This window comes from Streptomyces tritici, from assembly GCF_048500665.1.
Taxonomy (GTDB): Bacteria; Actinomycetota; Actinomycetes; order Streptomycetales; family Streptomycetaceae; genus Streptomyces; species Streptomyces tritici.
Genome location: NZ_CP183183.1, coordinates 4197023 through 4209293 on the forward strand (window position 1 = coordinate 4197023; position 12271 = coordinate 4209293).

The following is a 12271-nucleotide window of genomic DNA, read 5'->3' on the forward strand; positions in this document are numbered from 1 at the left end:
GAACGCGTTCAAATGGTGGTGAGCATGACTGTAGACCTCTCTTTGAACGTGTTCAAGCCGGGGTCGGGCAACGGCGGAAAGGAGGAGTGGCCCAGGGCGCGGGCGCGTAAGGTCGAGCGGTGATGCTTACTCATGACGTGGCCGGTGAAGGCCCTTCGACCGTCGTCCTGCTCCACTCCGGCGTCTGCGACCGCAGGATGTGGGACGGTCAGTTCCGGGTGCTGGCCGAGGCCGGGCACCGCGTGGTCCGCTGCGACCTGCGGGGCTTCGGCGAGACGCCGATCGACGCCCCGCACACCCATGCCGAGGACGTCCGGGCGCTCCTCGACGCCCTCGGGATCGAACGGGCCGCCGTCGTCGGCTCCTCGTTCGGCGGCGAGGTCGCCCTGGAACTCGCCGTGCTCCACCCCGGACGGGTCTCCGCCCTCGCGCTGCTCTGCGCGGGCGCTCCCGGACACGAACCGAGCGCCGAACTGCGGGCCTTCGGGAAGAAGGAGGTCGAGCTGCTGCTCGCCGGCGACCTCGCGGGGGCCGTCGAGCTCAACGTCGGCCAGTGGCTCGGCCCGGACGCCGACGAGGACGCCCGCGCACGGGTCCGGCTGATGCAGCGGCGCGCCTTCGACGTCCAGCTGCCCGTCCCCGACGAACTCGGCCCCGTCGACGCCGGCGTGGACGCCGCCGGGCTCGCTCGGATCGCCGTGCCCGTGCTCGCCGTCTCGGGCGCCCACGACGTGACCGACTTCCGGGAGATCGCCGCCCGCCTCGCCGGCGCGCTGCCCGCCGCCCGTCATCTGGAGCTGGACTGGGCGGGCCACCTCCCGGCCCTGGAGCGCCCCGCGGAGACCGCGGAGCTGCTCCTCTCCTTCCTTGCCGAGGTCACAGGTCCCGCAGCAGCTGCGCGGTGATGCTCCGGTCGGTGATCCTCGCGTCGTCGGCCAGCAGGAAGGCCTTGGACAGGATCACCGACAGCAGGCCGCCGTCCTCCTCGAACGGCAGGAACAGCTTCCCGTCGCGGCCCTTGGGGCCCCGGTCGGCGACGATGCACAGATAGGCGTCGTTCGGCTCCATCAGGACGTTGCCGGAGCCCAGGTGGATGCGGTACGTGCGCCGGTCGCCGCGCACCCGCAGGAACCGGTCCGTCAGCTCGGCCCGGTCGGCGATCCGGGTGCGCGGCAGCAGCCGCGCCAGGGTCTCCCGGCGGATCGCGGCCGCCTCGGTCAGCTCGCCGAAGGCGTACGACGACCAGTACCCGCCGTACCCGCGGTCCCGCCCCCGGTCGTGCCACTCGGGGTCGGCGCCGATCGACGCCACGCCCGTGAACAGGTCCACGTCCCGCAGTGCCTCGGACAGCACCAGCGGCGGGACCTCGGCGAGCGGGACCAGCTCCCAGGGGGCGCGCGGTCCGGCCGCGGCGGACCGCCGCTCCAGGCGCACCTGGTCCGTGGAGCAGAGCACCGCGACCCCGCCGTCGCCGGAGCCCTCGTCCACCAGCTCGACGAAGAACCGGGCCCGCCAGAAGTCGCCCTTGGACAGCGGAAGTTCCCCGGGCCGGGGCAGCTCCTTGACCATCTGGGAGGAGCCGCCCTCGCTGAAGTACCCGAGGTGCCCGCCCTGCCAGCCGCGCTCGGTCATCAGCGAGCGGGCCTGGCCGTAGCGCAGCACATGGCCGGCGAAGCGGTTCGAGTACGTCTCCGTCGCGCGCTCCGCCGGGGTGAGCGGGTACACCTCGCGGAACACCTGCTTGAACGGCTGGCGCAGCTCGCGCGCGGTCAGCTCGGCGCGCCACTCGGCGACCTCCTCGGCGTCCGCGCGCAGCGGATGCCACAGCCGCAGCCGGGTGCCGGGGCTCACCGGGCGGGCCGTGCCGTCCGCGCCGGCCAGCGCCCAGCCGCCGCCGGTCCGCTCGGGCAGCCCGGCCGTCCACCCGGGGGCGTCCGGATCCGCGCCCTCGGCGGTGATCTCCCACAGCAGCGCGCGGGTGACGGTCCCGGTGACCGGGTGGTCCACGTACAGCCGCTGCCAGTCCTCGGCCGGCCAGGTCGTGCCGCCGGCGAGGTGCTCCTCCAGGCGGGCCCGTTCGGCCGTCAGCAGCGTCCGCAGCTGCTTCAGGTCCTTCCGGAGGTCCTTCAGCCGCTCGGCGTGGTCCTCCTTGACGGCCTTCGGGGCGGACCGGAGCGGTGTGCCGGCCGGACCGAGGAAGGAGAGCGCGGCGACGCCCGGGGATGCGGCGGACAGCACCGCCGTGTACGCGCCGAGGCTCTCCTCGCGGACGCCGCGGGCGTCCAGGCCGTACGCCGGCACACCGCGCTCGCGCAGCATGGAGGGCGTCAGCCCGGCCCGCGCCGAGACGGCTTCCACGGCCTTGGCGAGCCCCTTGAGCACCGTCCGGTTCCGGACCTTCGCCTTGACCTGCCCCAGCGTCCGGACGGCCTGCTCGGCGTGCGGCGCGCCGAACTCGCCGAGGACGGCGACCGCAGTCGTGGCCAGCGGCTGGCTGCGGCAGTACCCGCCCGAACCGCCCACGCCCGTCCCGGCGTTGACGGCGACCTCGCCGATCAGGGGCACCGTCCACGCGGCGTCCAGGTCCAGCGCCGCCCACAACAGGCCGCGTACGAGGCAGGTGTTGGAGTCGCCCGCCAGGCCCCAGCCGCCGGAGCCCCACGGGTTGAGGTCGGAATAGCGGTGCTCGGGCTGTGCGGCGACGCCCTCCAGGAGCCGCCGCACCAGCTCCGGGCCCGCCTCGGTCCGCGCGAGGAGTTGCGCGGCCCCGGCCCGCCAGCGCTTCGTGGCCCGGACCTGGGCGACCTGCAGGCAGTGCGCGAGGAAGGCGCCCACGCCCGGGCCGGCCAGCAGGTCCCGGTGCGCGGCGCGCATCGCGGGGCCGTAGTCGTCCAGGGAGTCGAGGACGTGGCGGGGCAGGCCCTCCGTGCGCGGCTCGCGTTCCAGCAGCGCGACCATCCGCTGCCGCAGCGGCGACCATTCGACGGTGGCGCCCCACCGCAGGGTCTCGACCATGCGCAGGAGCGCGCGGACGCGGGGCCGGTCGAAGTCGGCGGGGGCGCGCTCGGCCGCCGACAGCGCGAGCGGCACGAGCCCGAGGAACTCCTCGCGCAGGTCGTACGGCGAGATCTCGGCGTCCTTGCCGAGCAGCCGCGCGAGCAGCAGGTCGGACTCCTCCGCCGTCCAGTCCAGTTCCTGCTCGGAGAGCCGGGTCAGGGCCCGCCCCAGCACCTGCCCGGGCCGCCGGCACATGGCCGCGTGCAGCCGCAGCGCGCACTCCCGCCGCCCGGCGTCGTCCAGCTCCGCCAGCAGGGCGTCGAGCCGCCCCCGGTCCAGGGCCTGATCCGCCGCGACCGCCTCGTCCAGCCTGTGCGCCAGGCTCGTGTTCCCCACCATGCGTACGACGGTAGGGGACCGCACTGACAGGCCCTCAGCGGCCCCGTGCCGCCGCCGCGTCCCGCGTGCCGAACCGCCGTACGCCCGGTACCGGCGCCGTGCCCAGGCAGCAGCCGGCGACCACGACCGCCGCCGCCAGAAGCGGCACGCCGGGGCCCCAGGCCGCGGCGGCGAGCGGGGCGAGCACGTGGCCGAGCGGCGTCGCGCCGAGCGAGAGCAGCCAGTCGTACGAGGTGACACGGGCCAGCGCCTGTTCGGGGAAGGCCCGTTGGACGGCCGTGTCCCAGACGGGGGACAAGAAGCCGAGTCCGGCACGGGCGAGCCCGTACGCGGCCACCGTCAGCGGCACGGGCGCGGGCAGGGCCAGCAGGACGAGCGGCAGCGCGTACAGGGCGAGACCGAGGGCGGCGACGAGCACGGGGCGGCGGGGCCGGGCGCGGTGGGCGAGCAGCGAGCCGAGGAGCAGCCCGACCGCGCCCGGGTGCGGCGGCGAGGTCGCCGGGGGCGGCGGGCATGGGCCGGAGGTTATTTCGGTTCCGAATTATTCGCCAACGAAATATTCGGGAGCGAAGGATCGGCGGGCGCGACGTACGATCGGTCCATGGAGCCGACGCACACCCCGAGCCCGCCCGCGGAGCCGGCGCGGCGCGACTGGACCGACGGGCACGTGGCCCGCTGGCAGCCGGTGCTGCCCGGGCTCGACCCGGTCGTCGAGGGCGCGGTCACCCGCATGAAGAAGCTCTCGGTGCACCTGCGCCGGGTGCGCGAGCAGTCGCTCGTCGACTTCGACCTGGAACGGCACGAGTTCGACACCCTGCACAAGCTGGCCGGCCGGGGCGGCAGCGCCGCGCCCTCCGAGCTGGCCCAGGACCTCGACCTCGCCCCCGCCTCCGTCAGCGGCCGCCTGGACGCCCTGGAGAAGCGCGGCTTCGTCCGCCGCACGCAGTCCACCAGCGACCGCCGCCGGGTGGTCGTCGAGCTCACCCCCGCCGGCCGCGAGACCTGGCTCGGCGCGATGGACGTCCTCGGCCACGAGGAGGAGCGCCTCCTCGGCGTCCTCGACGAGGACGAGCGGAACCTGCTGAACGACCTGCTTCGGCGCGTCATGCTGGTCGCCGAGGAGGGCCCCGGCCACCAGCACTGGCCCGCCTGAACCGGCCGCCCGCGCGGGGCGTTGTCGGACCCGCCTTCTACGCTGCTCCGCATGGCAATGGTCACCTTCGTCGACGAGACGACCTCAGGGGCGCGGACCGAGGCCGGCGGCCTCGCCGTCGCCGAGGAGCGCCTGGCGCTCCGCGAACTCATCCGCCGCCGCGTCGCGCAGGAGGCCGCGCCCGAGCGGGCGGAGCGCGAGTACGAGCGGGCGGTCGAGGCGTTCGGGCGGAACGGCTTCCTGGTCCTGGTCGGCGACCGCCAGGTCGAGGACCTCGACGACACCGTGGAGCTGGGCCCGGACACCGAGGTCACCTTCCTCAAGCTCGTCCCGCTGGTCGGAGGGTGAGCCCCGCCGTGCGCGCACTCGACGTCGTCCGGGACCTCGTGGCCCGCGGGGACACGGACGAACTCGCCGGGGCCCTGGTCCGCATCGGCACCCTCAACGGCAACCGGTGGCCGAGGGAGGAGGCGGAGATACCCGTCCTCGTCCGCGGCCTGCCCGAGGAGGCCCGCGCCCGCCTCACCGAGGCCCTGGTCGTCCGCTACCAGAAGGGCCGTGACGCCGAGAACGTCCGCTCGGTCGTGCTCACCCTCGCCGGCATCGCCGGCGAGGACCTGCCCGGCGACCGGCTCTCCGTCGAGCGCCTGCGCCGCATCGACGAGCTGCAGTCGGCGTACGAGTACTACACGACCCACGAGCTGCTCACCCTCGCCCAGGGCGAGCTGGACGCGGGCCGTGCGCTGCCCGGCGGGTTCGTCGCGCTGCTGCGGCGCTGCCAACGGACCGCGTACCTCGCCGACAAGAACCTCGCCACGCTCCTCGACCGCATCGACGACCCCGTGCTCAGCCCCGGCGAGCCCTGGGCCGAACAGGCCATGGCCGAGGCCCCCGCCGGACTGCTCGCCCATCTGCTCACCGCCACCGGCGCCCGGCCCACCGCCGCCTGGGACGAGGAGGCGCTGGCCCTGGCCGGGGAGCCCGCCGCCGTACGGGACGCCGCCGTGCGCTGGCTCGGGCTCGTCGGCGCGCCGCGCACCCTCGAGCTGTACGTGGGCGACGGCCGGACGGACCACAACCGCACCTACGACCCGTACAACGCCGACGCGCTCAAGGGCCTCGCCTGGCTGGTCTCCCTGCTGCCGCCCGACCCGGCCGCCGTACGGGCCCTGGGCCGGCTCGTGGAGGTCTCGCTGCGCAAGGTCCCCGGCATCGGCCCCCACTGCCCCAAGGTGGCCAACGCGGCCGTCCTCGCGCTGTCGCGGACCGACGACGAGGCCGCCCTCGCCGAACTCGCCCGGCTGTCCACGAAGGTCACCTACAAGGGCACGCTCAAGCAGCTCACCGCCGCCCTCGACGCCAAGGCCGCCGAACGGGGCGTCGGCCGCGCCGAGATCGAGGAGCTGGCCGTCCCCGCGTACGGGCTCACCGGCCCCGGCCGCCGCGAGATCCGGCTCGGCGAGGCCCGCGGCCTGGTCGAGGTGCACGGCACGAAGGCCAGGCTGACCTGGACCAACGCCAAGGGCCGGCAGGTCGCGACCGTGCCCGCCGAGGTCCGCCGCGACCACGCCGAGGCGCTCAAGGAACTCAAGGCGACCGTCAAGGACGTCGAGAAGATGCTCGCCGCCCAGAGCGAGCGCCTGGACCGGCAGTTCCTCGCCCGGCGCAGCTGGACGTACGCCACCTGGCGCAGGCGGATCCTCGACCACCCCCTCGTCGGCACGCTCGCCGACCGTCTGGTCTGGCTCCTGGAGGACGAGACGCCGATGCTCGGCGGCCGCACCCTCCAGGGCGACCCGCTCTGCGCCCGGGCCGACGCGCGCGTCACCCTCTGGCACCCCGTCGGCCGCCCCGCAGAGGAGATCCGGGCCGTCCGCGAGCGCCTCGAACAGCTCGGCGTCACCCAGCCGTTCAAGCAGGCCCACCGGGAGATGTACCCGCTCACCGACGCCGAGCGGACCACCGCCACGTACTCCAACCGCTTCGCCGGCCACATCCTCCGCCAGCACCAGCTCAACGCCCTGGCCGCGCAGCGCGGCTGGACCGCGAGGCTGCGGCTGAGCGTGGACGACTCGTACCCGCCGCTGTACCGGGAGCTGCCCGAGTGGGGGCTGCGCGCCGAGTACTGGGTCGAGGGCGCGGGCGGCGACCAGGACGGCGACCTGACCGACTCGTACGCGTACGCGCACGTCACCACCGACCAGGTCCGCTTCCACCCGCTCGACTCCGAGCACAACTCGGCCCACGCGGGCGGCGGCCGCTACACCACCCGCTCCGAACCGGTGCCGCTGACGGAGATACCCGAACCGGTGCTCTCCGAAGTCCTGCGGGACGTGGACCTGTTCGTCGGCGTCGCCAGCGTCGGCAACGACCCGACCTGGCAGGACGGCGGCCCCGGCGGCCGGCACCGCGACTACTGGGAGCGGTACGGCTTCGGCGCGCTCTCGCAGAGCGCCGAGAGCCGCCGCGAGCTGGTCGCCCGGCTGCTGCCGCGGCTCGCCGTCGGGGAACGCTGCACGGTCGAGGGCCGGTTCCTGCACGTCCGCGGCGACCTGCACACGTACAAGATCCACCTCGGCTCGGGCAACGTCCTGATCGCCCCGTACGACCGGTACCTGTGCATCGTCCCCCGGAGCCCGGCGACGGCCGTGGACGAGGCGGGCCCGCTGCCCTACGAGGGAGACGGCATGCTCGCGATCGTCCTCAGCAAGGCCCGGCTGCTCGCCGACGACACGGCGATCACCGACCCGACGATCCTGGGCCAGCTGCGGTGAGAGGACGTCAGATGCTGAGCGTCCGGGCGTAGTTGATCTGGTTCATGACGCCGAAGAAGGTGTCGGGCGTGGTGGCCGGGATCAGGACCGAGTGGTGCCGGCCCGCGCTCGTCACCGTCACCTGCACGTAGCCGGTGGTCTGCCGCTCCTTCATCAGCAGGAACAGCAGTCCCAGCAGACAGAAGAGGAAGAAGACCACGGCGAGCACGATCGCGACCGGCGGGATCTTCTCCTCGACCCGCGACATGTCCATCGCGTTCCACACCGCGCCCTTGAGGGGCATGGTGCCGGACGGGGTGACGATCTGGTCCCCGACGATCGCGATGTCCCCGATCTGGAGCGTGGGCGCCGCCACCGGCGCGTACTGCGGCTGCGGATAGCCGTAGCCGGGCCCGTGACCGGGCCCGTATCCAGGCCCCCACTGGTAGCCGGGATCCGACGTGTACGGGTTCGGCTCGCTCATCGATCCCTGCTCCCTGACGACAAAGGCCCGCTCCTGCACGCCGAAGCGTACAGAAGCGGGCCTATCGCCGTGACGACCGGTCAGAAGCGACGCGTGATCAGCGCGCGCTTCACTTCCTGGATCGCCTTGGTGACCTCGATGCCACGCGGGCAGGCGTCCGTGCAGTTGAACGTGGTGCGGCAGCGCCACACGCCGTCCTTGTCGTTCAGGATCTCCAGGCGCTGCTCGCCCGCCTCGTCACGCGAGTCGAAGATGAAGCGGTGTGCGTTGACGATCGCGGCCGGACCGAAGTACTGGCCGTCGTTCCAGAAGACCGGGCAGGAGGACGTGCAGGCCGCGCAGAGGATGCACTTCGTCGTGTCGTCGAAGCGCTCGCGGTCCTCGGCGGACTGCAGCCGCTCGCGGGTCGGCTCGTTGCCCTTGGTGACCAGGAACGGCATGACGTCCCGGTACGCCTGGAAGAACGGCTCCATGTCGACCACGAGGTCCTTCATCACCGTGAGGCCCTTGATGGCCTCGATGGTGATCGGCTTCTCGGGGTTGATGTCCTTGATCAGCGTCTTGCAGGCGAGCCTGTTCTTGCCGTTGATCCGCATCGCGTCCGAGCCGCAGATGCCGTGCGCGCAGGAGCGGCGGAAGGTGAGCGTGCCGTCCAGGTCCCACTTGATCTTGTGGAGACCGTCGAGCACGCGCTCCTTCGGGTCGATCTCGATCTGGAAGTCCTCCCAGACCGCCGCGTCCGAGATCTCGGGGTTGAAGCGGCGGATCCGGAAGGTGACCGTGATGTACGGGGAGGCTGCGGAGTCCTTCTCCACCTTGTCCAGTACGGGGGTAGCCATCAGTACTTACGCTCCATCGGCTGGTAGCGGGTCTGGACGACCGGCTTGTAGTCGAGACGGACGGTCTCGGAGCCGTCCTCGCCGACCTCGCGGTACGCCATGGTGTGGCGCATGAAGTTGACGTCGTCGCGGTTCGGGTAGTCCTCGCGGTAGTGACCGCCGCGGGACTCCTTGCGCGCCAGGGCCGAAACGGCCATGACCTCGGCCAGGTCGAGCAGGTTGCCCAGCTCGATGGCCTCCAGCAGGTCGGTGTTGAAGCGCTTGCCCTTGTCCTGGATGGACACGTTCTTGTAGCGCTCGCGCAGCTCGGCGATCTTCTCGACGGCCGTCTTGATGGTCTGCTCCGTGCGGAACACCATCACGTTCGCGTCCATCGTCTCCTGGAGCTCCTTGCGCAGCACCGAGACCCGCTCGCTGCCGGTGGACTCCCGCAGGCGCTCGACCTGCTCCTGGACGAAGGCGGCCGGGTCCTCCGGCAGCTCGACGTAGTCGGCCTTGGCGGAGTACTCGGCGGCGGCGATGCCCGCGCGCTTGCCGAAGACGTTGATGTCGAGCAGCGAGTTGGTGCCCAGGCGGTTGGCGCCGTGCACCGACACGCACGCGACCTCGCCGGCCGCGTACAGGCCCGGGACGACGGTGGTGTTGTCGCTGAGGACCTCGCCCTCGACGTTGGTCGGGATGCCGCCCATGGCGTAGTGCGCGGTCGGCTGGATCGGGATCGGGTCCGTGTAGGGCTCGATGCCGAGGTACGTGCGCGCGAACTCGGTGATGTCGGGCAGCTTGGCGTCCAGCTGCTCCGGCGGGAGGTGCGTCAGGTCCAGGTAGACGTGGTCGCCCTCGGGACCGCAGCCGCGGCCCTCGCGGATCTCCGTGTAGATCGAGCGGGAGACGACGTCACGGGACGCGAGGTCCTTCATGACCGGCGCGTACTTCTCCATGAAGCGCTCGCCGTCCTTGTTGCGGAGGATGCCGCCCTCACCGCGGGCGCCCTCCGTCAGCAGGATGCCCATGCGCCAGATGCCCGTCGGGTGGAACTGGAAGAACTCCATGTCCTCCAGCGGGATGCCACGGCGGTAGCAGGCGGCCTGGCCGTCACCGGTCAGGGTGTGGGCGTTGGAGGTCACCTTGAAGAACTTGCCGGTGCCGCCGGACGCGTAGATCACGGCCTTCGCCTGGAAGACGTGGATCTCGCCGGTGGCCAGCTCGTAGGCGACCACACCGGCCGACTTCTTGACGCCGTCGACCTCGGTGATCAGCTGGTCCAGGACGTAGAACTCGTTGAAGAACTCCACGCCCTCCTTGACGCAGTTCTGGTACAGCGTCTGGAGGATCATGTGGCCGGTGCGGTCCGCGGCGTAGCAGGACCGGCGGACCGGGGCCTCGCCGTGGTTGCGCGAGTGGCCGCCGAAGCGGCGCTGGTCGATGGTGCCGTCCGGGGTGCGGTTGAACGGCAGGCCCATCTTCTCCAGGTCGAGGACGGCGTCGATGGCCTCCTTCGCCAGGATCTCGGCGGCGTCCTGGTCGACCAGGTAGTCACCGCCCTTGACCGTGTCGAAGGTGTGCCACTCCCAGTTGTCCTCCTCCACGTTGGCGAGGGCGGCGGCCATGCCGCCCTGCGCGGCGCCCGTGTGGGAGCGGGTCGGGTACAGCTTCGTGAGCACGGCGGTGCGGCTGCGCTTCGTCGCCTCGATGGCGGCGCGCATGCCGGCGCCGCCGGCGCCGACGATGACGGTGTCGTACTTGTGGAACTTCATGACGTGGTTACCTCAGCCCCGTGCCTAGCGGATGTTCGGGTCGAAGGTGAAGATCACCAGCGTGCCCAGAAGGATGGTGAACACCGTGGCGGTGTACAGCAGGCCCTTGAGCCACAGGCGCGTGTTCGGCCGCTCCGCGTAGTCGTTGATGACGGTACGCAGGCCGTTGGCGCCGTGCAGCATGGCGAGCCACAGCATCAGCAGGTCCCAGGTCTGCCAGAACGGGGACGCCCAGCGGCCCGCCACGAAGGCGAAGCCGATCTTGGAGACGCCGCCGTCCAGGAACAGCTGGATCAGCAGGTGGCCGAGGACCAGGACGACGAGGACCACGCCGGACAGGCGCATGAAGAGCCATGCGGCCATCTCGAAGTTGCCGCGGGTCGCGCGCGGGGTCTTGCCGGTGCGCTTGCGGGGGGCCTCGATGTACGGGGCCGGGCTGTCCACGTCGTAGACGGAAGCGCCCTCGACGGGACCGATGGCGGAAGAAGTGTCAGCGGACATGTCGTGTGTCAGCTCCCGAACAGTTCACGTGCGGCGTGGCCGAGGACGGGGTACAGCGAACCCGCCATCAGCACGACCCAGATGCCCACGACGGTCCAGAGCATCTGCTTCTGGTAGCGCGGGCCCTTGGACCAGAAGTCCACGGCGATGACCCGAAGGCCGTTGAGCGCGTGGAAGAGGATGGCGGCGACGAGGCCGTACTCGAGGAGTGCGACGATCGGCGTCTTGTACGTCGCGACGACCTCGTCGTACGCCTCGGGGGAGACGCGGACGAGCGCGGTGTCCAGCACGTGTACGAACAGGAAGAAGAAGATGAGGACGCCGGTGACTCGGTGAGCCACCCAGGACCACATTCCTTCCCGGCCGCGGTACAGCGTTCCAGCCGGCACGGAAATACCCTCCGGGAGCGGGGATCGGGGCCCGGCCGGCTTCTCTGTCGGTCTGGCCCGGCCGGGTACGGTCCACCGGCCCTGGTCATCGTAGCGACGTGTTGTCGGTTCCTCCGCGCGGGGTCCGCCGGTGTGATCAAACAGGCACGGACGGGCTATCGCTCAGCCCGGGAACGCCCGCATTCCGGACGAACTCACGGTCCGGCCACCGCACGGGTGAGCCGGGAGCGGGCCAGCCGGCGCAGTTCGTCGGCGGCCACGGCGCGCTCCTCCTCCTTTTCGTTGCCGAGTCGTGACCGGATCCCGGCGAGGACTCCGTCAAGTCGCTCGTCCGGGTGCACCCCGTCCAGGCTGATCACGAAGGCGTGGCCGAAGGTGCTCTCGTACGCGGCGTGGGCGGCGCGCAGCGCGGTCTGCGCCGCGGCGGGGGCGCCGGCCGCGGGCGCGGCGGAGCACTCGCGGGCCAGGGCCTCGTCGAGGTCGGTGCGGGAGAGGTCGTAGCCGGCCTCGTCGGCGGCGGCGAGCAGCGCGTCGAGGGTGGGGTAGGGCCGGTGGGCGGCGACCCGCTCGGCCCAGCGGCGGCTGCCGCAGCAGGCGAGGAGCGTGGCCTCGGCGGCGGGCCGCGGGGCGTCGTTGAAGCCGGCGAGACCGCCGGGGTGCCGGGCGCTGACGTGCTGGGCAGGTATGGCGGGGGAGACCGGGTTCCTGGAGCGGGCGTGGGTGTCGCTGGTCAGCGTGGGGCTCCGAACGCGGGAAGGGTGAGGTGGATGTGGCGTCACGGTATCGACGGGCCGGGCGAAGTGTCCGACGGATGCGCGAATTTCACCCGGAAGGGAGGGTTTCGGAACCCGGACTGGACGAACGGCGGGGCCCCGGAGGGTGAATCGGAGGCGTTGCTCCGAAAGGGTGACGCACCGCTCCTGCGCCGACGTCCGCTGCGACAACGCCTCTTACGGCATCGTCCCGGTATATCCGTTCGGTATATCCGTTGTGCTCCGAATG

At 72.2% G+C, this 12271-nt stretch carries 11 protein-coding genes and 1 pseudogene; 4 read left to right on the top strand and 8 right to left on the bottom strand.

Annotation, left to right across the window (positions count from 1 at the left end):
- Nucleotides 1-119 precede the first annotated feature (119 nt).
- Nucleotides 120-905 carry an alpha/beta fold hydrolase gene (locus ACNJ93_RS19590; protein ID WP_418958693.1) on the top strand — a complete coding sequence of 262 codons (786 nt, stop codon included), beginning with the start codon at nt 120-122 and terminating at the stop codon, nt 903-905.
- On the opposite strand, the gene ACNJ93_RS19595 is transcribed toward ACNJ93_RS19590, so the two are convergent.
- Complete coding sequence (locus ACNJ93_RS19595; RefSeq protein WP_418958694.1) at nt 877-3396, bottom strand: DUF4132 domain-containing protein; 2520 nt, start codon at nt 3394-3396, stop codon at nt 877-879. The two genes, ACNJ93_RS19590 and ACNJ93_RS19595, sit on opposite strands and share 29 nt — an antisense overlap.
- A 34-nt stretch (nt 3397-3430) precedes the next feature.
- Nucleotides 3431-3874 (bottom strand): annotated as a pseudogene (locus ACNJ93_RS19600) (MFS transporter); the annotation flags it as partial.
- 123 nt (nt 3875-3997) lie between these two features.
- Between ACNJ93_RS19600 and ACNJ93_RS19605 the strand changes: the two are divergent.
- From ACNJ93_RS19605 to ACNJ93_RS19615, 3 genes are read left to right on the top strand one after another with little or no spacing between them, the layout of a single operon-like run.
- Complete coding sequence (locus tag ACNJ93_RS19605; RefSeq protein ID WP_418958695.1) at nt 3998-4549, top strand: MarR family winged helix-turn-helix transcriptional regulator; 552 nt, start codon at nt 3998-4000, stop codon at nt 4547-4549.
- A 51-nt stretch (nt 4550-4600) separates the two neighbouring features.
- Nucleotides 4601-4897 (top strand): hypothetical protein, encoded by a 297-nt coding sequence (locus tag ACNJ93_RS19610; protein WP_418958696.1) that lies wholly within the window; start codon nt 4601-4603, stop codon nt 4895-4897.
- Nucleotides 4898-4905: 8 nt separating this feature from the next.
- Nucleotides 4906-7323: a DUF4132 domain-containing protein gene (locus tag ACNJ93_RS19615; RefSeq protein ID WP_418958697.1), complete on the top strand. Its 2418-nt coding sequence runs from the start codon at nt 4906-4908 to the stop codon at nt 7321-7323.
- Nucleotides 7324-7330: 7 nt separating this feature from the next.
- On the opposite strand, the gene ACNJ93_RS19620 is transcribed toward ACNJ93_RS19615, so the two are convergent.
- From ACNJ93_RS19620 to ACNJ93_RS19645, 6 genes are all read right to left on the bottom strand, one after another.
- Entirely contained in the window at nt 7331-7786 is a 456-nt protein-coding gene (locus ACNJ93_RS19620; RefSeq protein WP_418958698.1) for a hypothetical protein, read from the bottom strand.
- Between the two features lie 80 nt (nt 7787-7866).
- Complete coding sequence (locus tag ACNJ93_RS19625; protein ID WP_352079839.1) at nt 7867-8625, bottom strand: succinate dehydrogenase iron-sulfur subunit; 759 nt, start codon at nt 8623-8625, stop codon at nt 7867-7869.
- Entirely contained in the window at nt 8625-10379 is a 1755-nt protein-coding gene (sdhA, locus tag ACNJ93_RS19630; RefSeq protein ID WP_418958699.1) for a succinate dehydrogenase flavoprotein subunit, read from the bottom strand. Before sdhA ends, ACNJ93_RS19625 begins: the two co-directional genes overlap by 1 nt.
- A gap of 24 nt (nt 10380-10403) precedes the next feature.
- Nucleotides 10404-10880 carry a succinate dehydrogenase hydrophobic membrane anchor subunit gene (locus tag ACNJ93_RS19635; RefSeq protein WP_418958700.1) on the bottom strand — a complete coding sequence of 159 codons (477 nt, stop codon included), beginning with the start codon at nt 10878-10880 and terminating at the stop codon, nt 10404-10406.
- A gap of 8 nt (nt 10881-10888) precedes the next feature.
- Nucleotides 10889-11269, bottom strand: a complete 381-nt coding sequence (sdhC, locus tag ACNJ93_RS19640; RefSeq protein WP_015035721.1) for a succinate dehydrogenase, cytochrome b556 subunit — start codon at nt 11267-11269, stop codon at nt 10889-10891.
- 194 nt (nt 11270-11463) lie between these two features.
- Nucleotides 11464-12048 (bottom strand): 2-oxo-4-hydroxy-4-carboxy-5-ureidoimidazoline decarboxylase, encoded by a 585-nt coding sequence (locus tag ACNJ93_RS19645; protein WP_418958701.1) that lies wholly within the window; start codon nt 12046-12048, stop codon nt 11464-11466.
- Nucleotides 12049-12271: the final 223 nt, after the last annotated feature.